This window comes from Halomonas sp. PGE1 (genome assembly GCF_013000985.1).
In the GTDB taxonomy this organism is placed as follows: Bacteria; Pseudomonadota; Gammaproteobacteria; order Pseudomonadales; family Halomonadaceae; genus Halomonas; species Halomonas alkalicola.
The window spans coordinates 3,884,097-3,905,792 of record NZ_CP053032.1 but is presented as its reverse complement, the minus strand read 5'-3'; the positions used below and the strand labels follow the sequence as shown (position 1 = coordinate 3,905,792).

The following is a 21,696-nucleotide window of genomic DNA, read 5'->3' as shown; positions in this document are numbered from 1 at the left end:
AGGGCTTGCCCCGGGCCGGGGGAAGCCGTAAAGTACGCATCCGCTGCCGGTGACCAGCAAGGTTGCAGGCGGTGAAAGGTGGTAGAAGTGGTTGTTCTGCTTGGGATTTTTGAAAGTTTCGAAAATCTTCTCGCTTGACACTCACCGCGGATTCGCTAGAATGCGCACCACTTGTTCTGCAGGGCTCGCTGAGGGCTCTATTCGCAGCGCCTCGGCAAGATGAGGTGAGCAGTCAGCGAAAGTCGGACGGGGTGCCACGCACCGCCAACCGCCGCTTGACACGCTGAAGCGAATCGGTAGAATACGCCTTCCTCGCAGGGCGCTGGCGATGGAGAGTTCACTCTCACCGACAGCAAGCGAGACGCTCCACTCGAATGTCGAGACGGGAGCCGCTCTTTAACAATCGATCAGGTAATTCATGTGGGCGCTTGTCGATGTGTCGGTGACCAGTCACTGAAACATCAAGGCAAGCGACTCGTCAAAGATCCTCGGATCTTTTTGAGAACGTTTGAACCTTGAGCCAAGTTTGGTCCGCTTCCTTCTTCGAAGGGTAAGGACTATATGATCTTAAACTGAAGAGTTTGATCATGGCTCAGATTGAACGCTGGCGGCAGGCCTAACACATGCAAGTCGAGCGGCAGCACGGGAAGCTTGCTTCCTGGTGGCGAGCGGCGGACGGGTGAGTAATGCATAGAAATCTGCCCGGTAGTGGGGGATAACCTGGGGAAACCCAGGCTAATACCGCATACGTCCTACGGGAGAAAGCAGGGGATCTTCGGACCTTGCGCTATCGGATGAGTCTATGTCGGATTAGCTTGTTGGTGAGGTAATGGCTCACCAAGGCGACGATCCGTAGCTGGTCTGAGAGGATGATCAGCCACATCGGGACTGAGACACGGCCCGAACTCCTACGGGAGGCAGCAGTGGGGAATATTGGACAATGGGCGAAAGCCTGATCCAGCCATGCCGCGTGTGTGAAGAAGGCCTTCGGGTTGTAAAGCACTTTCAGTGGGGAAGAAAGCCTTGGGGCTAATACCCTCGAGGAAGGACATCACCCACAGAAGAAGCACCGGCTAACTCCGTGCCAGCAGCCGCGGTAATACGGAGGGTGCGAGCGTTAATCGGAATTACTGGGCGTAAAGCGCGCGTAGGCGGTCTGATAAGCCGGTTGTGAAAGCCCCGGGCTCAACCTGGGAACGGCATCCGGAACTGTCAGGCTAGAGTGCAGGAGAGGAAGGTAGAATTCCCGGTGTAGCGGTGAAATGCGTAGAGATCGGGAGGAATACCAGTGGCGAAGGCGGCCTTCTGGACTGACACTGACGCTGAGGTGCGAAAGCGTGGGTAGCAAACAGGATTAGATACCCTGGTAGTCCACGCCGTAAACGATGTCGACTAGCCGTTGGGCTCCTTGAGAGCTTTGTGGCGCAGTTAACGCGATAAGTCGACCGCCTGGGGAGTACGGCCGCAAGGTTAAAACTCAAATGAATTGACGGGGGCCCGCACAAGCGGTGGAGCATGTGGTTTAATTCGATGCAACGCGAAGAACCTTACCTACCCTTGACATCGTGCGAACTTTCCAGAGATGGATTGGTGCCTTCGGGAACGCACAGACAGGTGCTGCATGGCTGTCGTCAGCTCGTGTTGTGAAATGTTGGGTTAAGTCCCGTAACGAGCGCAACCCTTGTCCTTATTTGCCAGCGAGTCATGTCGGGAACTCTAAGGAGACTGCCGGTGACAAACCGGAGGAAGGTGGGGACGACGTCAAGTCATCATGGCCCTTACGGGTAGGGCTACACACGTGCTACAATGGCCGGTACAAAGGGTTGCGAAGCCGCGAGGTGGAGCTAATCCCGAAAAGCTGGTCTCAGTCCGGATCGGAGTCTGCAACTCGACTCCGTGAAGTCGGAATCGCTAGTAATCGTGAATCAGAATGTCACGGTGAATACGTTCCCGGGCCTTGTACACACCGCCCGTCACACCATGGGAGTGGACTGCACCAGAAGTGGTTAGCCTAACTTCGGAGGGCGATCACCACGGTGTGGTTCATGACTGGGGTGAAGTCGTAACAAGGTAGCCGTAGGGGAACCTGCGGCTGGATCACCTCCTTATCGACGACGTCCCGACACGCGGCAAGTGCTCACAATGAATTACCTGATCGACCAGAGCAAAGACTGTTTGGGTCGATGGCCCAAAGGTTGGAGGATGTAGCTCAGTTGGTTAGAGCGCACCCCCTGACCTTAAATGGAAAGCAGGGTGAGGTCGGCACGCCGACTCGCTATCTGTGACCAGCACAGTGCCGGGTCTGTAGCTCAGTTGGTTAGAGCGCACCCCTGATAAGGGTGAGGTCGGCAGTTCAAATCTGCCCAGACCCACCAAATTTGCGTGATACTGCGTTGCTCCGATACTCGCATAGCAGGCTATGCGTCGCATCGAAGCGCCTTGTCTCACACAAATTGCCTCGGGGCCATAGCTCAGCTGGGAGAGCGCCTGCCTTGCACGCAGGAGGTCAGCGGTTCGATCCCGCTTGGCTCCACCATCCTCCCCTACAGCAGTCATTACCTGATCGGATCCGCAGTCATAAGCCATCCTTGCACTTTGCAATGACCGGTTTATGACTGTCGATTGACAGTCTGCTCTTTAACAATGTGAATCATGCTGACAAACGTTCCTTCCTGGAGAGATTCAGGAAGAACATGAGATACGTCTCAAGCGTATCCGGCAATTGTCAAACTGTCATCGCAGATCAGACCCCTTGGGGTTATATGGTCAAGCGATGAAGCGCACACGGTGGATGCCTAGGCAGCCAGAGGCGATGAAAGACGTGGTAGCCTGCGATAAGGCTCGGCGAGGTGGCAAACGACCTGTGACCCGGGCATTTCTGAATGGGGAAACCCACCCTGCATAAGCAGGGTATCCCACACTGAATACATAGGTGTTGGGAGGCGAACCGGGGGAACTGAAACATCTAAGTACCCCGAGGAAAAGAAATCAACCGAGATTCCCCCAGTAGCGGCGAGCGAACGGGGACCAGCCCTTAAGCATGTGACTGATTAGACGAACGCGCTGGGAAGCGCGGCCATAGTGGGTGATAGCCCCGTAGTCGAAAATCTGATCATGTGAAATCGAGTAGGTCGGGGCACGTGAAACCTTGACTGAATATGGGGGGACCATCCTCCAAGGCTAAATACTCCTGGCTGACCGATAGTGAACCAGTACCGTGAGGGAAAGGCGAAAAGAACCCCGGAGAGGGGAGTGAAATAGATCCTGAAACCGTGTGCGTACAAGCAGTGGGAGCAGACTTGTTCTGTGACCGCGTACCTTTTGTATAATGGGTCAGCGACTTATTTTCAGTGGCGAGCTTAACCGTATAGGGGAGGCGTAGGGAAACCGAGTCTTAACTGGGCGACCAGTCGCTGGGAATAGACCCGAAACCGGGCGATCTATCCATGAGCAGGTTGAAGGTTGAGTAACATCAACTGGAGGACCGAACCAGGATCTGTTGAAAAAGATTTGGATGACTTGTGGATCGGAGTGAAAGGCTAATCAAGCCCGGAGATAGCTGGTTCTCCTCGAAAGCTATTTAGGTAGCGCCTCACGTGTCACCGCCGGGGGTAGAGCACTGTTTCGGCTAGGGGGTCATCCCGACTTACCAACCCGAGGCAAACTCCGAATACCGGTGAGTGCAGCGTGGGAGACACACAGCGGGTGCTAACGTCCGTTGTGAAAAGGGAAACAACCCAGACCGTCAGCTAAGGCCCCGAAATCCTGGTTAAGTGGGAAACGAGGTGGGAAGGCTCAGACAGCTAGGAGGTTGGCTTAGAAGCAGCCATCCTTTAAAGAAAGCGTAATAGCTCACTAGTCGAGTCGGCCTGCGCGGAAGATGTAACGGGGCTCAAACCAGGTGCCGAAGCTACGGGTTCATCCTCTGGATGAGCGGTAGAGGAGCGTCGTGTAAGCCGATGAAGGTGGATTGAGAAGTCTGCTGGAGGTATCACGAGTGCGAATGCTGACATGAGTAACGACAAGGGGAGTGAAAAACTCCCCCGCCGGAAGACCAAGGGTTTCTGTTCGACGCTAATCGGAGCAGAGTGAGTCGGCCCCTAAGGCGAGGCCGAAAGGCGTAGTCGATGGGAAACGGGTCAATATTCCCGTACCTCACTGTATTGCGATGGGGGGACGAAGAAGGCTAGGTGAGCCAGGCGTTGGTTGTCCTGGTGAAAGCCAGTAGGCTGGGATCTCAGGCAAATCCGGGATCCTAAGGCCGAGAGGCGAGACGAACTGACTACGGTCAGGAAGTCATCGATGCCACGCTTCCAGGAAAAGCCTCTAAGCTTCAGATACAGTGGGACCGTACCCCAAACCGACACAGGTGGTCAGGTAGAGAATACCAAGGCGCTTGAGAGAACTCGGGTGAAGGAACTAGGCAAAATGGTGCCGTAACTTCGGGAGAAGGCACGCCGCGTTAGTGTGAAGGGACTTGCTCCCGGAGCACGAGGCGGTCGAAGATACCAGGTGGCTGCAACTGTTTATTAAAAACACAGCACTCTGCAAACGCGCAAGCGGACGTATAGGGTGTGACGCCTGCCCGGTGCCGGAAGGTTAATTGATGGTGTTAGCGCAAGCGAAGCTCCTGATCGAAGCCCCGGTAAACGGCGGCCGTAACTATAACGGTCCTAAGGTAGCGAAATTCCTTGTCGGGTAAGTTCCGACCTGCACGAATGGCGTAATGATGGCCACGCTGTCTCCACCCGAGACTCAGTGAAATTGAAATCGCAGTGAAGATGCTGTGTACCCGCGGCTAGACGGAAAGACCCCGTGAACCTTTACTATAGCTTCACACTGGACGCTGATGTTGCTTGTGTAGGATAGCTGGGAGGCTTTGAAACCCGGACGCCAGTTCGGGTGGAGCCAACCTTGAAATACCAGCCTGGCATCATTGGCGTTCTAACTCAGGTCCGTTATCCGGATCGAGGACCGTGTGTGGTGGGTAGTTTGACTGGGGCGGTCTCCTCCCAAAGCGTAACGGAGGAGCACGAAGGTACCCTCAGCACGGTTGGAAATCGTGCATTGAGTGCAAGAGCATAAGGGTGCTTGACTGCGAGACAGACACGTCGAGCAGGTACGAAAGTAGGTTCTAGTGATCCGGTGGTTCTGTATGGAAGGGCCATCGCTCAACGGATAAAAGGTACTCCGGGGATAACAGGCTGATACCGCCCAAGAGTTCACATCGACGGCGGTGTTTGGCACCTCGATGTCGGCTCATCACATCCTGGGGCTGAAGTCGGTCCCAAGGGTATGGCTGTTCGCCATTTAAAGTGGTACGCGAGCTGGGTTTAGAACGTCGTGAGACAGTTCGGTCCCTATCTGCCGTGGGCGTTGGAAGTTTGAGAAGAGCTGCTCCTAGTACGAGAGGACCGGAGTGGACGCACCTCTGGTGTTCCGGTTGTCACGCCAGTGGCATTGCCGGGTAGCTATGTGCGGACAGGATAACCGCTGAAAGCATCTAAGCGGGAAGCCCCCTTCAAGATGAGACTTCCCTGAGGCCTTGAGCCTCCTGAAGGGCCCAGCGAGACCAGCTGGTTGATAGGTCGGGTGTGGAAGCGCTGCAAGGCGTTGAGCTAACCGATACTAATTGCCCGTGAGGCTTGACCATATAACACCCAAGTGGTCTGTCGATGACAGATGACAGCGGATACGCAAGAGACGTCTCGACGTCAGCATGATTCACCCCCTTTTCGCCTGACGACCATAGCGTGCGTGAACCACCTGATCCCATGCCGAACTCAGCAGTGAAACCGCTCAGCGCCGATGGTAGTGTGGGGTCTCCCCATGTGAGAGTAGGTCATCGTCAGGTACTTATAGAGAAAAGCCCCGATCATCGTGAGATGGTCGGGGCTTTTCGCGTTTGGGCCCCGGGCTCGCCGGTGGGGAGGTTTGTATCTCCGACGTTTCCGGGGGCGCCTCGCATCCGCTAGAATGATGCCCTTTCCCGTCTGAGGGTTACGAATGACCATCGGAGACCTGATTCGCCTGCTCAGCGACGGCGAGTTCCACTCCGGCGAGCAGCTCGGTGAGCGGCTTGGCGTGTCGCGGGCGGCCGTGTGGAAGCAGCTGCGCAAGCTGGAGGCGCTGGGGATCGCCATGGAGGCGGTGAAGGGACAGGGCTACAGGCTTGCCGAGCCGCTGGAGCTCCTCGACGGGGCGCGCATCGTCGCCGGCCTGTCGCGGGAGTCGCGCGGGCTGCTGACGCGGCTGTTCGTCGAGGAGACCCTGCCGTCGAGCAACGCCTTCCTGCGTGAGCGCTTCGACCAGGGCGCCGGCCATGGCGAGGTCTGCCTGGTGGAGCAGCAGAGCGCAGGGCGCGGCCGGCGGGGGCGCCCCTGGAACACTCCCTGGGGGCAGAGCCTGATGCTGTCGCTCGGCTGGCGGGTCGATTCCGGTGTGACGGCGCTGGAGGGGCTGAGCCTGGCGGTAGGCGTGGTGCTGGCTCAGGTGCTGGAGCGCCACGGCGCGGCGCCTCGCCTCAAGTGGCCCAACGATGTCCTCCTGGAGCAGCCGGACGGTGGGTTCGGCAAGCTGGCCGGCATCCTGGTCGAGGTGACGGGGGATACCGCGGGGCCCTGCGAGGTGGTGATCGGCATGGGGATCAATGTCGGCCTGCCCGCGGCGTTTCGCGCGGGGCTGGATCAGCCCGCCGCCGCCGTGCATGACCAGGCGCCCGGCGTGTCGCGCAATGAGCTCGCCGTGGAGCTGATCGAGGCGCTGCTGTCGCTGATGGCCGGCTTCGAGGCGCAGGGCTTTCCCGCCTGGCAGGCGGCCTGGAACGAGCGTCACGCCTTCGCGGATCATGAGGTGGATATCCTGCGCGGCGAGCGCCGCGAGGCGGCGGTGGCCGAAGGGGTCGATGGCTCGGGCAACCTGCTGGTACGCCGGGAGGGTCGGCTCGAGCGGCTGGCTGGCGGCGAGATCAGCGTGCGAGCGCGCTCATGATCCTCGACCTCGATATCGGCAACACTCTCTCCAAGTGGCGGCTGAAGGATGCCGACAGCAGCGAGATTCGCTCCCGGGGCGCGGTATGGACCCGGGAGGAGTGGCGCCCGGGCGCCGATATCCCCGATCTGGACATCGTGGAGGCGGTGCGCATCTCCAGCGTGGCGCGACGCGCCGTGCTGGAGGAGACCGTGGCGTTGCTCCATCGCCAGGTGGGGCACGTTCACGTGGCGCGCTCGACCCCGGAGGCGCTCGGGGTGACCAACGGCTACGAGGAGCCCGAGCGGTTGGGCGTCGACCGCTGGCTCGGAGCGCTGGCGGGCTACCAGCTGGCGGGCGGCTGCTGTGCCGTGGACTGCGGCAGTGCCATCACCATCGACTTCGTGCTGCCGGGCGGACGCCACCTGGGGGGCTATATCCTGCCCGGGCTGCGGCTGATGAAGGAGAGTCTCAAGCTGGGTACCCGCAACGTGGCGATCGATCCCGACAGCGAGGCCGAGGAGCTGCTGGTGCCCGGCAGGCGGACGGTGGAGGCGGTCAACCACGGCATCTACATGGCGGCGGTGAGCGCCATCAACCGCGTCTACGCCGAGGTCTGCGACATGGAGGGGGTGGCGCTGCCGCTGTTGCTCACCGGCGGCGATGCGCGGGTGGTCGCCAGGGGCCTCCAGGTGCCCCATGCGGTGTGGCCGGATATGGTCTATGGCGGACTGGAGGCCTGCTTCCCGCTCACGGCCGCCGAGCGTGCCGGCCGGATGTCAGGGGCGCCCAGGGTGCCGGCGCCGGTGGCGCTGGAAAAGATTCGCGCTGGGCTTGCATTCTCCATGCTGCTTTGACACAATGCGCCGCGTTCCAAGGGGAAGCCGGCGCCGGCAAGGCGACAAGCTTCCGGTCGGGAAGGCTGATAAAACAGCATCTTGACACCGAGGGAAAGGGTGGTAGGATATGCCACCAGCTGGAGGGGTTCCCGAGTGGCCAAAGGGAGCAGACTGTAAATCTGCCGCGAAAGCTTCGAAGGTTCGAATCCTTCCCCCTCCACCAGATTTTCGCCAGGCGCCTCTCGAGGCGTGCAGGCAGCAAGAGTGGGTAGGCGGGCATAGTTCAATGGTAGAACCTCAGCCTTCCAAGCTGATGGTGCGGGTTCGATTCCCGCTGCCCGCTCCAGCATCTCCGGATGCAAAGGTTTTGCTCATGTAGCTCAGGGGTAGAGCACACCCTTGGTAAGGGTGAGGTCGACGGTTCAAATCCGTCCATGAGCTCCACATTGAAAAGGCGAGCCAAGGCTCGCCTTTTCTCTTTCCGCCCCCTCTGGCGGAAGGGGTTGCCAGGCGGATGCCTATCCGCTATCATGGCGCCCGCTGTGTCGGACCGCCTGCAAAGGGTGGTCGAGAGGCAGATACAGGCCAGTAGCTCAATTGGCAGAGCAGCGGTCTCCAAAACCGCAGGTTGGGGGTTCGATTCCCTCCTGGCCTGCCAGCCTTCCCCAGGCTGGCGAGTCCCCGAAAGATTTCATGTTTCGATTGCCGCACCCTGAGGAGTCTCTTTTCATGAAGCATAGCGCCGAGGTGCAGGAGTCGCGCCACGACGGACTCAAGTGGGCGGCTGTCGTCACTCTGCTGGTTCTGGCCGTGGTCGGTAATACCTATTTCGCCGATCAGGCCCTGCTCTACCGCGTGCTGGGTGTCGTCGCGCTGTGTGCGCTGGCTGGCGTAGTGGCCCTGACCACCGCCCGCGGCCGCGAGCTCGCCGAACTGGCCCGCGCCGCCAAGAAAGAGATCCAGCGCGTGGTCTGGCCGACGCGTCCCGAGACCGTGCAGACCACCGCCATCGTGCTGGTGGCCGTGCTGGTGGTCGGCCTGATGCTGTGGTTGATCGACACCCTTCTTGGCTGGGCGATGTCCGGCGTCATTGGTTAGGAGTCTCCATGTCCAAGCGTTGGTACGTCGTTCACGCCTACTCCGGCTTCGAGAAGCATGTCATGCGCTCCCTCAAGGAGCGCGTGAAGATGTACGGCATGGAGGATCGCTTCGGCGAGATCCTGGTGCCGACCGAAGAAGTCGTCGAGATGCGTGACGGCAAGCGTCGCAAGAGCGAGCGCAAGTTCTATCCCGGCTACGTGCTGGTCGAGATGGAGATGGATGACGAGACCTGGCACCTGGTCAACGAGACCCCGCGCGTCATGGGGTTCATCGGTGGCACCAAGGAGAAGCCGGCCGCGATTACCCAGAAGGAGGCCGATGCCATCCTTCGTCGCGTCCAGGACGGTACCGACAAGCCGCGTCCCAAGACGCTGTTCGAGCCGGGTCAGTCCGTGCGTGTCATCGACGGCCCCTTCGCCGACTTCAACGGCGTCGTCGAAGAGGTCAACTACGACAAGAGTCGCGTCCAGGTCAGCGTGCTGATCTTCGGTCGCTCGACTCCCGTCGAACTGGAATTCGCTCAGGTCGAGAAGGAGTAATCCGCTCGGCCTGACACAAGCAAGGCGGCCGCCGAGGTGGCCGCATCACCGGGGAGCCGCAAGGCGCTACTACCCAACTGGAGTCTTACCATGGCCAAGAAAGTACAGGCTTACATCAAGCTGCAGGTTGCAGCTGGCAAAGCCAACCCGAGTCCCCCCGTCGGTCCCGCTCTGGGTCAGCACGGCGTGAACATCATGGAGTTCTGCAAGGCGTTCAACGCCGCGACCCAGGAGATCGAGCCGGGTCTGCCCACTCCCGTGGTGATCACCGTCTATTCCGACCGCAGCTTCACCTTCATCACCAAGACCCCGCCCGCCGCGGTCCTGCTGAAGAAGGCCGCTGGCATCAAGTCCGGCTCCGGTGAGCCGAACAAGAAGAAGGTCGGCACCGTGACCCGTGAGCAGCTCGAAGAGATCGCCAAGACCAAGGAGCCGGATCTGACGGCTGCCGATCTCGACGCCGCTGTGCGTACCATTGCCGGTAGCGCCCGCAGCATGGGCCTGAACGTGGAGGGTCTCTGATCATGGCCAAGCTGACCAAGCGTGCAAAACTGATTCGCGAGAAGGTCGACCCGACCAAGGCCTACTCTCTGGAAGAGGCCGTGGCACTGCTCGCCGAGCTCTCCACCGTCAAGTTCAAGGAGTCGCTGGACGTCGCCATTAATCTGGGCGTCGATCCGCGTAAATCCGACCAGGTGGTTCGCGGTGCAACCGTGATGCCCAACGGTACCGGCAAGGACGTGCGCGTTGCCGTCTTTACCCAGGGTGCCAACGCCGATGCCGCCAAGGAAGCCGGTGCCGACATCGTCGGCATGGACGACCTGGCCGAGCAGGTCAAGAAGGGCCAGCTCGACTTCGACGTGGTCATCGCCTCCCCGGACGCCATGCGTGTGGTCGGCCAGCTGGGCCAGATCCTCGGTCCGCGCGGCCTGATGCCGAACCCCAAGGTCGGCACCGTGACCCCGGACGTGGCCACTGCGGTCAAGAACGCCAAGGCCGGTCAGGTGCGTTTCCGTACCGACAAGAACGGCATCATCCACACCACCCTTGGCAAGGTCGATTTCGACGCCGCTGCCATCCAGGGCAACCTGGAAGCGCTGGTCGCTGACCTGAAGCGTCTGAAGCCGAGCTCCTCCAAGGGCATCTACTTCAAGAAGATCACCCTGTCCACCACCATGGGCCCGGGCGTGACTCTGGATCACTCTGCCCTGGTCTGATCGGGCAGCGGATCGAACTATTGCAAGAACTTTGCGGTCCCCGAGCGGAGTCGATATTCGCCGGCGGGGCACCGTCAAAGACCGCAGGTGCCGCCCTTCCCCGTGAAGGGCGGCTTAATCATCCCTCCGGGATGGCCTGCGCAGATGGTGTGGCCGCCAGGTGTCTGGTGAGCACCATCACCCAGGACCCCCGCCAGGCGCCTCCGGGCAAGCGGTGGGGGAGATGGTAACCACCGGAGTCCTCATCGCGAGGTTCCGGCACGAAGGAGTGATCACTGTGCCACTAGCACTCGAAGGCAAGAAGGCGATTGTTGCCGAGGTCAGTGAAGCGGCCAAGGGTGCGCTCTCCGTCGTAGTTGCCGATTCTCGTGGCGTCACGGTCGAGAAGATGACCGATCTGCGCAAGCAGGCCCGCGAGAATGGCGTCCAGCTGCGTGTTGTTCGCAACACCCTGGCACGCCGCGCCCTCGAAGGCACTCAGTGGGAGTGTCTGAACGAGAGCTTTGTTGGCCCGACCCTGCTGGCCTTCTCCACCGAGCATCCGGGCGCCGCCGCCCGTCTGTTCAAGGAGTTCGCCAAGTCGGAGAAGGACTTCGAAGTCAAGGCGCTGGCCTACGAAGGCGAGCTGATCCCGGCTGCTGATATCGACCGCCTGGCGACCCTGCCGACCTACGACGAGGCCATCGCCAAGCTGATGTCCGTCATGAAGGAAGCGTCTGCCGGCAAGCTGGTCCGTACCCTGGCCGCCCTGCGCGACCAGAAGCAGGAACAAGCCGCCTGATCACAGGCCGCCTGATCGCAGGCCGTCTGATTGGCGAACTCCTGCTGGCCGCCTGAATCGTATATTGAATCCCGAGTCGTCGGGTCACCGCGACTCCCGCAAAGTTAGGAAACGTGACAATGGCACTGACCAAAGAAGACATCATCAACGCCGTCGCCGACATGTCCGTCATGGAAGTGGTCGAGCTGATCGAAGCGATGGAAGAGAAGTTCGGCGTGTCTGCCGCTGCCGCCGTGATGGCTGGCCCGGCTGCCGCTGGTGAAGTCGCTGAAGAGCAGACCGAGTTCGACCTGGTGCTGACCAGCGCCGGCGACAAGAAGGTCAACGTGATCAAGGTCGTTCGCGAGATCACCGGCCTGGGTCTGAAGGAAGCCAAGGGTGCCGTCGACGGCGCGCCGGCGACCATCAAGGAAGGCATGTCCAAGGAAGACGCAGAAGCGGCCAAGGCCAAGCTGGAAGAAGCCGGCGCAGGCGTGGAACTCAAGTAAGACTTGGGCTCCATGGCTTCACGCGCTGCGTAAGCTTCCATGGCTGGTGGCGGGACACCCGCTGCCGGCCTTTTTCTGTTGTCACTGGCCTCTGCCGACAGGGCAGAACCGCCAGCCGAATTCCGAAGGCGAGCGCCCATGCCAGGCGCTTGCCTTCATCGCCTGACGGCGTCGCGTCCGTCGGGTGGCGCCGACCACGCATCGGTCACCCATGGTGAACAAGCTGGGGAATACAGATGGCTTACTCATACACTGAGAAAAAACGCATCCGCAAGGATTTCGGCAAACTGCCCCAAGTGATGGATGTGCCCTACCTGCTGGCGATCCAGCTTGATTCCTACTACGACTTCCTCCAGCAGGACCGTTCGCCCGAAGAGCGGATGGAAGTCGGCCTGCATGCCGCCTTCAAGTCCGTCTTCCCGATCGAGAGCTTCTCCGGCAACGCCGCCCTGGAGTACGTGAGCTACCGTTTCGGCACCCCGGCCTTCGACGTCAAGGAGTGCCAGCTGCGTGGCGTCACCTACTCGGCCCCGCTGCGCGTCAAGGTCCGCCTGATCATCTACGACAAGGATTCGTCCAACAAGGCGATCAAGGACATCAAGGAGCAGGAAGTCTACATGGGGGAGATCCCCCTGATGACCGAGAACGGCACCTTCGTGGTCAACGGCACCGAGCGTGTCATCGTCTCCCAGCTGCACCGCAGCCCGGGCGTCTTCTTCGACCACGACAAGGGCAAGAGCCACTCCTCCGGCAAGCTGCTCTACTCGGCCCGCGTGATTCCCTACCGCGGCTCCTGGCTCGACTTCGAGTTCGATCCCAAGGACAGCGTCTTCGTACGTATCGACCGTCGCCGCAAGCTGCCGGCGAGCGTGCTGCTGCGTGCGCTCGGCATGAGCGCCGAGGAGATCCTCGAGGAGTTCTTCGAGACCAGCGTCTTCCACGTCGAGAAGTCCGGCTTCTCCGTGGAGCTGGTGCCGTCGCGCCTGCGCGGCGAGACCGCCACCTTCGACATCAAGGACGCCGATGGCGGCGTGATCGTCGAGGAAGGCCGTCGCATCACCCAGAAGCATATTCGCCAGCTGGAGAAGGCCGGCCTCGAGCGTCTCGAGGTGCCGATGGAGTACCTGTTCGGCAAGACCCTGGCCCGTGACCAGGTGGACCCGAACACCGGCGAGCTGCTCTGCCCCTGCAACACCGAGATCACCCCGGAGCTGCTCGAGAAGCTGGGCCAGGCGGGCATCACCCGCCTCGAGACCCTCTACACCAACGATCTGGACTGCGGTCCCTTCATCTCCGACACCCTCAGGCTGGACACCACCGGTTCCCAGCTCGAGGCGCTGGTCGAGATCTACCGCATGATGCGCCCGGGCGAGCCGCCCACCAAGGAGTCCGCCGAGACCCTGTTCCACAACCTGTTCTTCACCGCGGACCGCTACGACCTCTCCGGCGTCGGTCGCATGAAGTTCAACCGCCGCCTGCGTCGCGAGAGCGACACCGGCTCCGGCGTGCTGGATCGTCGCGACATCCTTGACGTGCTCAAGGAGCTGATCCATATCCGCAACGGCTTCGGCGAAGTGGACGATATCGACCACCTGGGCAACCGCCGCATCCGCTGCGTGGGCGAAATGGCCGAGAACCAGTTCCGCGTGGGCCTGGTGCGCGTCGAGCGCGCGGTCAAGGAGCGTCTCTCCATGGCCGAGAGCGAGGGCCTGATGCCCCAGGACCTGATCAACGCCAAGCCCGTCGCCGCGGCGGTCAAGGAGTTCTTCGGTTCCAGCCAGCTCTCCCAGTTCATGGACCAGAACAACCCGCTCTCCGAGGTCACCCACAAGCGCCGCGTCTCCGCGCTCGGCCCGGGCGGCCTGACCCGCGAGCGGGCCGGCTTCGAGGTGCGTGACGTTCACGCGACCCACTACGGTCGCCTGTGTCCGATCGAGACGCCGGAAGGCCCCAACATCGGCCTGATCAACTCCCTGGCCACCTACAGCCACACCAACAGCTACGGTTTCCTCGAGACCCCCTACCGCAAGGTGGTGGAGAGCCAGGTGACCGACGAGGTGGTGCACCTCTCCGCCATCGAGGAGGGCGACTTCGTCATCGCCCAGGCCTCGGCGACCGTGGATGAGGCCGGCAAGCTGGTGGATGACCTGGTGCAGGTGCGCCACAAGGGCGAGACCACCTTCATGCGTCCCGAGCAGGTGACGCTGATGGACGTCTCCCCGCGTCAGGTGGTCTCCGTGGCCGCGGCGCTGATTCCGTTCCTCGAGCACGATGACGCCAACCGCGCCCTGATGGGGGCCAACATGCAGCGTCAGGCGGTGCCCACCCTGCGTGCCGACAAGCCGCTGGTCGGTACCGGCATGGAGCGCTTCGTGGCCCGTGACTCCGGCGTCTGCGCCGTGGCGCGCCGCGGCGGCGTGATCGACTCCGTCGATGCCAAGCGCATCGTGGTCCGGGTCGGCGAGGACGAGATCATCGGCGGCGAGGCCGGCGTCGATATCTACAACCTCACCAAGTACGTGCGCTCGAACCAGAACACCTGCCAGAACCAGCGCCCCATCGTGCGCCCCGGTGACCAGGTGGCGCGCGGTGACATCCTGGCCGACGGTCCCTCCGTGGACATGGGCGACCTCGCCCTGGGCCAGAACATGCGCATCGCCTTCATGCCCTGGAACGGCTACAACTTCGAGGACTCCATCCTGCTCTCCGAGCGGGTGGTCCAGGAAGACCGCTTCACCACCATCCACATCCAGGAGCTGACCTGCGTCTCCCGCGATACCAAGCTGGGGCCGGAGGAGATCACCTCCGATATCCCCAACGTGGGCGAGTCGGCACTCTCCAAGCTGGACGAGGCGGGCGTGGTCTACATCGGCGCCGAAGTGGGGCCGGGCGACATCCTGGTCGGCAAGGTCACGCCCAAGGGCGAGACCCAGCTGACGCCGGAAGAGAAGCTGCTGCGCGCGATCTTCGGCGAGAAGGCCTCCGACGTGAAGGACACCTCCCTGCGTGCCCCCACCGGCATGAAGGGGACCGTCATCGACGTTCAGGTCTTCACCCGCGACGGCGTGGAGAAGGACTCCCGGGCGCTGGCCATCGAGCAGATGCAGCTCGACGAGGTGCGCAAGGACCTCCAGGAGACCTACCGCATCGCCGAGGACGCCACCTTCGAGCGTCTCAAGCGCACCCTGAACGGCGAGGCCGTGAACGGCGGTCCCAAGCTGAAGAAGGGCGACCTCCTCACCGAGAGCTACCTCGAGGAGCTGCCGCGCCAGCAGTGGTTCAAGCTGCGCCTGCAGGACGAGGCCCTCAACGAGCTGCTGGCCCAGGCCGACGAGCAGCTCGAGAATCGCCGCCGCGAGATGGACGAGCGCTTCGAGGACAAGAAGCGCAAGCTGACCCAGGGCGACGACCTGGCGCCGGGCGTGCTCAAGATCGTCAAGGTCTACATGGCGGTGAAGCGTCGCCTGCAGCCGGGCGACAAGATGGCCGGCCGTCACGGTAACAAGGGTGTCATCTCGGCGATCATGCCCATCGAGGACATGCCCTTCGACGACAACGGCGAGCCGGTGGACGTGGTCCTGAACCCGCTGGGCGTACCGTCGCGCATGAACGTCGGTCAGATCCTCGAGACCCACCTGGGCCTCGCCGCCTGGGGGCTGGGCCGCAAGATCGAGGCCCTGCTGCGCGACGCCCGCGAACAGCAGGTGGCCGAGATCCGCGAGTTCCTGGGCCAGGTCTACAACTCCACCCCGGGTACCCGGGTCGAGGAGCTCGAGACCCTGAGCGACGACGAGGTCATCGCCCTGGCGAAGAACCTCAAGGCGGGGGTGCCGATGTCCACGCCGGTGTTCGACGGTGCCGACGAGCACGAGATCAAGCACCTGCTGCGTCTGGCCGACCTGCCGGATTCCGGCCAGATGACGCTCTACGACGGCCGTACCGGCGACGCCTTCGACCGTCCGGTGACCGTCGGCTACATGTACATGCTCAAGCTCAACCACCTGGTGGACGACAAGATGCACGCCCGTTCCACCGGCTCCTACTCCCTGGTCACCCAGCAGCCGCTGGGCGGCAAGGCGCAGTTCGGTGGTCAGCGCTTCGGTGAGATGGAGGTGTGGGCCCTGGAGGCGTACGGCGCCGCCTACACCCTCCAGGAGATGCTCACCGTCAAGTCCGACGACGTGGAAGGCCGCACCAAGATGTACAAGAACATCGTGGATGGCGACCACACCATGCAGGCGGGCATGCCGGAATCCTTCAACGTGCTGGTGAAGGAAATCCGCTCGCTGGGCATCGACATCGAGCTCGAGAGCTGAGGCGGCCGACGCTTCACAGAATGACGGTCCGCGGGGGCGCAAGCCGCCCCCGCCCATGACAACTCCGCAGCGGAGCCGACCCCATGAAAGATTTGGTGAAAGTCCTCAAATCGCAGTCTCAGTCCGAAGAGTTCGACGCGATCAAGATTACCCTGGCGTCTCCGGACATGATCCGCTCCTGGTCCTACGGCGAGGTGAAGAAGCCGGAGACCATCAACTACCGGACCTTCAAGCCGGAGCGTGATGGCCTGTTCTGCGCCAAGATCTTTGGCCCGGTGAAGGACTACGAGTGTCTGTGCGGCAAGTACAAGCGCATGAAGCATCGCGGGATCATCTGCGAGAAGTGCGGCGTGGAGGTCACCAAGGCCGCCGTGCGCCGCGAGCGCATGGGCCACATCGAGCTGGCAAGCCCGGTCGCGCACATCTGGTTCCTGAAGTCGCTGCCGTCGCGCATCGGCATGTTCCTGGACATGACCCTGCGCGACATCGAGCGCGTGCTCTACTTCGAGAGCTTCGTGGTGATCGATCCGGGCATGACCACCCTCGAGCGCGGCCAGCTGCTCAACGACGAGCAGTACTTCGAGGCCCTCGAGGAGTTCGGTGACGACTTCGACGCCCGCATGGGTGCCGAGGCGATTCAGGCGCTGCTCAAGGACATCGACCTGGCCGAGGAGATCGATCGCCTGCGCGAGGAGATCCCCCAGACCAACTCCGAGACCAAGATCAAGAAGCTCTCCAAGCGGCTGAAGCTGCTCGAGGCCTTCTACAACTCCGGCAATGCGCCGGCGTGGATGGTCATGGAGGTGCTGCCGGTGCTGCCGCCGGACCTGCGTCCGCTGGTGCCGCTGGACGGTGGCCGCTTCGCGACCTCCGACCTCAACGACCTCTACCGTCGTGTGATCAACCGCAACAACCGCCTCAAGCGGCTGCTCGACCTCAATGCGCCGGACATCATCGTGCGCAACGAGAAGCGCATGCTGCAGGAGGCAGTGGACGCCCTGCTGGACAACGGCCGCCGCGGCCGCGCCATCACCGGCTCCAACAAGCGCCCGCTGAAGTCCCTGGCCGACATGATCAAGGGCAAGCAGGGTCGCTTCCGTCAGAACCTGCTGGGCAAGCGCGTCGACTACTCCGGCCGCTCGGTCATCACCGTGGGCCCGACCCTGCGCCTGCACCAGTGCGGCCTGCCCAAGAAGATGGCCCTGGAGCTGTTCAAGCCGTTCATCTACTCCAAGCTGCAGTCGCTGGGCCATGCGTCCACGATCAAGGCCGCCAAGAAGATGGTCGAGCGCGAGCTGCCCGAGGTGTGGGACATCCTCGCCGACGTCATCCGCGAGCATCCGGTGCTGCTCAACCGCGCCCCGACCCTGCACCGCCTCGGCATCCAGGCCTTCGAGCCGCTGCTGATCGAGGGCAAGGCGATCCAGCTGCACCCGCTGGTGTGTGCCGCCTACAACGCCGACTTCGACGGTGACCAGATGGCGGTGCACGTACCGCTGACCCTGGAAGCCCAGCTCGAGGCCCGTGCGCTGATGATGGCCACCAACAACGTGCTGTCGCCGGCCAACGGCGAGCCGATCATCGTGCCGTCCCAGGACGTGGTGCTGGGTCTGTATTACATGACCCGCGAGAAGATCAACGCCAAGGGCGAGGGCATGGTGTTTGCCAACCTCGACGAGGTGGAGCGCGCCTTCGGTACCCAGAACGTCGCGCTGCATGCCCGCGTCAAGGTCCGCCTGGACGAGGTGGACGTCGACGAGGAGACCGGCGAGCGCAGCCGTCATCGCCGCCTGTATGACACCACCGTGGGTCGTGCGCTGCTGTTCCGCATCCTGCCGGAGGGCGTGCCCTTCGCGCTGATCGACCAGCCGATGAAGAAGAAGGCGATCTCGGCGCTGCTCAACGAGGTGTACCGTCGTGCCGGCCTCAAGCCGACCGTCATCTTTGCCGACCAGCTGATGTACACCGGCTTCCGCCTGGCCACCTGGTCCGGCGCCTCCATCGGCGTCAACGACTTCGTCATCCCGGACGCCAAGGCCGAGATCGTCGAGGCCGCCGAGGAGGAGGTGAAGGAGATCGAGGACCAGTTCTCCTCCGGTCTCGTCACCGCCGGCGAGAAGTACAACAAGGTGATCGACATCTGGTCCAAGGCCAACGACAAGGTGGCCAAGGCGATGATGGTCGGCATCTCCAAGGAGACCGTGGTCGACCGTCACGGCAACGAGGTCGAGCAGGACTCCTTCAACAGCGTCTTCATCATGGCCGACTCGGGCGCGCGGGGTAGTGCCGCCCAGATCCGCCAGCTGGCGGGCATGCGTGGCCTGATGGCCAAGCCGGACGGCTCCATCATCGAGACGCCGATCGTCGCCAACTTCCGTGAAGGCCTGAACGTACTGCAGTACTTCATCTCGACCCACGGCGCGCGTAAGGGTCTGGCGGATACGGCACTCAAGACCGCCAACTCCGGTTACCTGACCCGTCGTCTGGTGGACGTGGCCCAGGACATGGTGATCACCGAGATCGACTGTGGCACCGAGGAGGGTCTGACCCTGCACCCGGTGATCGAGGGCGGCGACATCATCGTCTCCCTGGCCCAGCGGGTCCTCGGCCGCGTGGTCGCCAAGGACGTCATCGATCCGGCCACCGAGGAGGTGCTGATTCCGCGTGGCACCCTGCTCGACGAGAAGTGGTGTGCCGAACTCGACACCATGGGCGTCGACGAGATCGTGGTGCGCAGCGCCATCAGCTGTCAGACCGCTCACGGCGTCTGCTCCTCGTGCTACGGTCGCGACCTGGCGCGCGGCCATCAGGTCAACATCGGCGAGGCGGTGGGCGTCATTGCCGCCCAGTCGATCGGTGAGCCGGGCACCCAGCTGACCATGCGGACCTTCCACATCGGCGGCGCGGCTTCCCGTGCCTCCGCGGTGGACAGCGTCCAGGTCAAGCACGGTGGCCGCGTGCGCCTGCACAACATCAAGTACGTGGAGCGTGCCGACGGCAAGCTGGTGGTGGTCTCCCGCTCCAGCGCCCTGGCCGTCGCCGACGACCACGGCCGCGAGCGCGAGTACTACAAGCTGCCCTACGGCGCCGAGCTCTCCGTCAAGGACGGCGACCCCGTCGAGGCCGGCCAGGTGGTGGCCAAGTGGGATCCGCATACCCACCCCATCGTCGCCGAGGCCGAGGGTACCGTGCAGTACGCCGACATGGACGAGGGCCTGACCATCCACCGCAGCGTGGACGAGATGACCGGCCTCTCCTCCATCGAGGTGATCGAGTCGGCGGCGCGCCCCATGGCCGGCCGCGACAAGCGCCCGATGATCCTGCTCAGCGACGACGCCGGCAAGCCGGTCACCCTCTCCGGGTCCGACACGCCGGTGCAGTACCTGCTGCCCGGCAAGGCCATCGTCACCGCCGACAACGGCGCCCGGATCGGCGTCGGCGAGATCGTCGCACGTATCCCGGTGGAGGCGTCCGGTAACAAGGACATCACCGGTGGTCTGCCCCGCGTGGCCGACCTGTTCGAGGCGCGCAGGCCGAAGGAGCCGGCGATCCTCGCCGAGATCAGCGGCGTGATCAGCTTCGGCAAGGAGACCAAGGGCAAGCGTCGTCTGACGATCACTCCGGAAGGCGGCGGCGATCCCTTCGAGGCGCTGATCCCGAAGTGGCGTCAGATCGCGGTCTTCGAGGGCGAGAGCGTCGAGAAGGGCGAGGTGATCTCCGACGGTCCCAGCAACCCGCATGACATCCTGCGTCTGCTGGGCGTGGCTGAGCTGGCCAAGTACATCACCGCCGAGATCCAGGAGGTCTACCGCCTCCAGGGCGTGGGCATCAACGACAAGCACATCGAAGTGATCGTGCGTCAGATGCTGCGCAAGGTGGAGATCACCGACTCCGGCGATTCCGACTTCATCCCCGGCGACCAGGTCGAGCTGGTGCGGGTGCTGGAGCAGAATGCCCGCCTCGAGAAGGAAGAGAAATTCCCGGCCAAGTACCAGCGGGTACTGCTGGGTATCACCAAGGCCAGCCTGGCCACCGAGTCGTTCATCTCCGCGGCCTCCTTCCAGGAGACCACGCGGGTGCTGACCGAGGCGGCGGTGACCGGCAAGCGCGACTACCTGCGCGGCCTGAAGGAGAACGTGGTGGTGGGACGCCTGATCCCGGCCGGTACCGGCCTCGCCCACCACGAGGAGCGTCGTCGCCGGCGCGAAGGCACCGAGCGCCAGCTGGCGCCGTCGGCCTACGACGTCGAGCAGGAGCTGGGCGCCCAGCTCACCGCGCTGGATTCCGGCGACGAGGAACTCTGACCCGCGCCCCGGGATCGCGGGGCCGTCCAGGCGACGGCCTCCCGGTCTTGACGGGGCATGGGGTCAGCTATTAGAATGCGCAGCCTTTAACAGTGGGGTGGGTGCGCCCGCACCCGCTGAAAAAGGCCAAGGCAACCCATTGGAGTCAGCTACTACCCATGGCAACGATCAATCAGCTCGTGCGCAAGCCGCGCAAGCGCCCCGTCAGCAAGAGCGACGTGCCGGCGCTGCAGGCCTGTCCGCAGAAGCGCGGCGTCTGCACCCGCGTCTACACCACCACCCCGAAGAAGCCGAACTCGGCCCTGCGTAAGGTCTGCCGCGTGCGCCTGACCAACGGTTTCGAGGTCTCTTCCTACATCGGCGGTGAAGGCCACAACCTCCAGGAGCACTCCGTGGTCCTGATCCGTGGCGGTCGCGTCAAGGACCTTCCCGGTGTGCGCTATCACACCGTGCGAGGCGCCCTGGACACCTCCGGCGTGCAGAACCGCAAGCAGGGCCGTTCCAAGTACGGCGCCAAGCGTCCCAAGGCCTGATCGGCCTCGGTACGCAACGACACCCAGAATTGATATCGGTCTGATAAGAGTAAGGTCGGGCGTCGCGGGCTCAACAGGGCCGCGCGGGAGTTCCGGGTTTACCTGAAGGACCCTTCCACAGAGGGCTTATCATGCCTAGAAGAAGAGTTGCGGCGAAACGCGAGATTCTCCCGGATCCCAAGTTCGGAAGTGAGCGTCTGGCCAAGTTCATGAACCACCTGATGTTCAGCGGGAAGAAGTCCGTAGCTGAGCGCATCGTCTACGGTGCGCTGGACAGGGTTGCCGAGCGTAGTAATGAAGACCCGCTGGAGATCTTCGACAAGGCGTTGGAAACCATCCAGCCGATGGTCGAAGTGAAGTCCCGTCGCGTCGGCGGCGCGACCTATCAGGTGCCCGTGGAGGTCCGTCCGTCCCGTCGCCAGGCGCTGGCCATGCGCTGGCTGGTGGACGCCGCTCGCCGCCGTGGCGAGAAGACCATGGTGCAGCGCCTCGCCGGCGAGATGCTGGACGCCGCCGAAGGCAAGGGCTCCGCGGTCAAGAAGCGTGAAGACGTGCACCGCATGGCGGAAGCCAACAAGGCTTTCTCGCACTACCGCTTCTGAGTGCGGC

General features: G+C 62.7%; 12 protein-coding genes, 6 tRNA genes and 3 rRNA genes. All 21 read left to right on the top strand.

The annotated features are described in order from the left end of the window. Nucleotides 1-569 precede the first annotated feature (569 nt). Nucleotides 570-2,108: ribosomal RNA gene (locus HIR79_RS18315) — 16S ribosomal RNA — on the top strand. 190 nt (nucleotides 2,109-2,298) lie between these two features. After that, nucleotides 2,299-2,375, top strand: a tRNA-Ile gene (locus tag HIR79_RS18310). Between the two features lie 85 nt (nucleotides 2,376-2,460). Then, nucleotides 2,461-2,536: transfer RNA gene (locus HIR79_RS18305), tRNA-Ala, on the top strand. Between the two features lie 228 nt (nucleotides 2,537-2,764). Next, nucleotides 2,765-5,653: ribosomal RNA gene (locus HIR79_RS18300) — 23S ribosomal RNA — on the top strand. A gap of 85 nt (nucleotides 5,654-5,738) precedes the next feature. Beyond that, a 5S ribosomal RNA gene (rrf, locus tag HIR79_RS18295) occupies nucleotides 5,739-5,854 on the top strand. The 16S, 23S and 5S rRNA genes sit together here with 2 tRNA genes alongside, the layout of an rRNA operon. Before the next feature lie 152 nt (nucleotides 5,855-6,006). After that, nucleotides 6,007-6,990 carry a biotin--[acetyl-CoA-carboxylase] ligase gene (locus HIR79_RS18290; RefSeq protein WP_169959412.1) on the top strand — a complete coding sequence of 328 codons (984 nt, stop codon included), beginning with the start codon at nucleotides 6,007-6,009 and terminating at the stop codon, nucleotides 6,988-6,990. Continuing rightward, on the top strand, nucleotides 6,987-7,826 hold the full coding sequence (locus tag HIR79_RS18285) for a type III pantothenate kinase (protein WP_119022621.1): 840 nt from the start codon (nucleotides 6,987-6,989) through the stop codon (nucleotides 7,824-7,826). Before HIR79_RS18290 ends, HIR79_RS18285 begins: the two co-directional genes overlap by 4 nt. Before the next feature lie 121 nt (nucleotides 7,827-7,947). Next, nucleotides 7,948-8,031, top strand: a tRNA-Tyr gene (locus HIR79_RS18280). A 49-nt stretch (nucleotides 8,032-8,080) separates the two neighbouring features. Then, a tRNA-Gly gene (locus HIR79_RS18275) sits at nucleotides 8,081-8,154 on the top strand. A gap of 23 nt (nucleotides 8,155-8,177) precedes the next feature. Further along, a tRNA-Thr gene (locus HIR79_RS18270) sits at nucleotides 8,178-8,252 on the top strand. Nucleotides 8,253-8,390: 138 nt separating this feature from the next. Beyond that, a tRNA-Trp gene (locus HIR79_RS18265) sits at nucleotides 8,391-8,466 on the top strand. 71 nt (nucleotides 8,467-8,537) lie between these two features. After that, nucleotides 8,538-8,906: a preprotein translocase subunit SecE gene (gene secE, locus HIR79_RS18260; protein WP_162899963.1), complete on the top strand. Its 369-nt coding sequence runs from the start codon at nucleotides 8,538-8,540 to the stop codon at nucleotides 8,904-8,906. Between the two features lie 8 nt (nucleotides 8,907-8,914). Beyond that, on the top strand, nucleotides 8,915-9,448 hold the full coding sequence (gene nusG, locus HIR79_RS18255; RefSeq protein WP_119022620.1) for a transcription termination/antitermination protein NusG: 534 nt from the start codon (nucleotides 8,915-8,917) through the stop codon (nucleotides 9,446-9,448). Nucleotides 9,449-9,538: 90 nt separating this feature from the next. After that, nucleotides 9,539-9,970: a 50S ribosomal protein L11 gene (rplK, locus tag HIR79_RS18250; RefSeq protein WP_043514686.1), complete on the top strand. Its 432-nt coding sequence runs from the start codon at nucleotides 9,539-9,541 to the stop codon at nucleotides 9,968-9,970. Between the two features lie 2 nt (nucleotides 9,971-9,972). Then, nucleotides 9,973-10,665 carry a 50S ribosomal protein L1 gene (gene rplA, locus HIR79_RS18245; protein ID WP_119022619.1) on the top strand — a complete coding sequence of 231 codons (693 nt, stop codon included), beginning with the start codon at nucleotides 9,973-9,975 and terminating at the stop codon, nucleotides 10,663-10,665. Nucleotides 10,666-10,942: 277 nt separating this feature from the next. Then, complete coding sequence (rplJ, locus tag HIR79_RS18240) at nucleotides 10,943-11,446, top strand: 50S ribosomal protein L10 (protein ID WP_110070660.1); 504 nt, start codon at nucleotides 10,943-10,945, stop codon at nucleotides 11,444-11,446. Between the two features lie 119 nt (nucleotides 11,447-11,565). Next, nucleotides 11,566-11,934 carry a 50S ribosomal protein L7/L12 gene (gene rplL, locus HIR79_RS18235; protein ID WP_119022618.1) on the top strand — a complete coding sequence of 123 codons (369 nt, stop codon included), beginning with the start codon at nucleotides 11,566-11,568 and terminating at the stop codon, nucleotides 11,932-11,934. A 236-nt stretch (nucleotides 11,935-12,170) separates the two neighbouring features. Continuing rightward, nucleotides 12,171-16,250 carry a DNA-directed RNA polymerase subunit beta gene (rpoB, locus tag HIR79_RS18230; RefSeq protein ID WP_119022617.1) on the top strand — a complete coding sequence of 1,360 codons (4,080 nt, stop codon included), beginning with the start codon at nucleotides 12,171-12,173 and terminating at the stop codon, nucleotides 16,248-16,250. An 83-nt stretch (nucleotides 16,251-16,333) separates the two neighbouring features. Next, a complete protein-coding gene (rpoC, locus tag HIR79_RS18225; RefSeq protein ID WP_169959411.1) occupies nucleotides 16,334-20,554 on the top strand; it encodes a DNA-directed RNA polymerase subunit beta' in 4,221 nt (1,406 codons plus the stop codon). A gap of 158 nt (nucleotides 20,555-20,712) precedes the next feature. Beyond that, nucleotides 20,713-21,087, top strand: coding sequence for a 30S ribosomal protein S12 (rpsL, locus tag HIR79_RS18220; RefSeq protein ID WP_110070664.1), 375 nt, complete (start codon nucleotides 20,713-20,715; stop codon nucleotides 21,085-21,087). Between the two features lie 131 nt (nucleotides 21,088-21,218). Then, the gene (rpsG, locus tag HIR79_RS18215) at nucleotides 21,219-21,689 is read left to right on the top strand and encodes a 30S ribosomal protein S7 (RefSeq protein ID WP_110070665.1); all 471 of its coding nucleotides are present in this window, start codon (nucleotides 21,219-21,221) and stop codon (nucleotides 21,687-21,689) included. Nucleotides 21,690-21,696 lie beyond the last annotated feature (7 nt).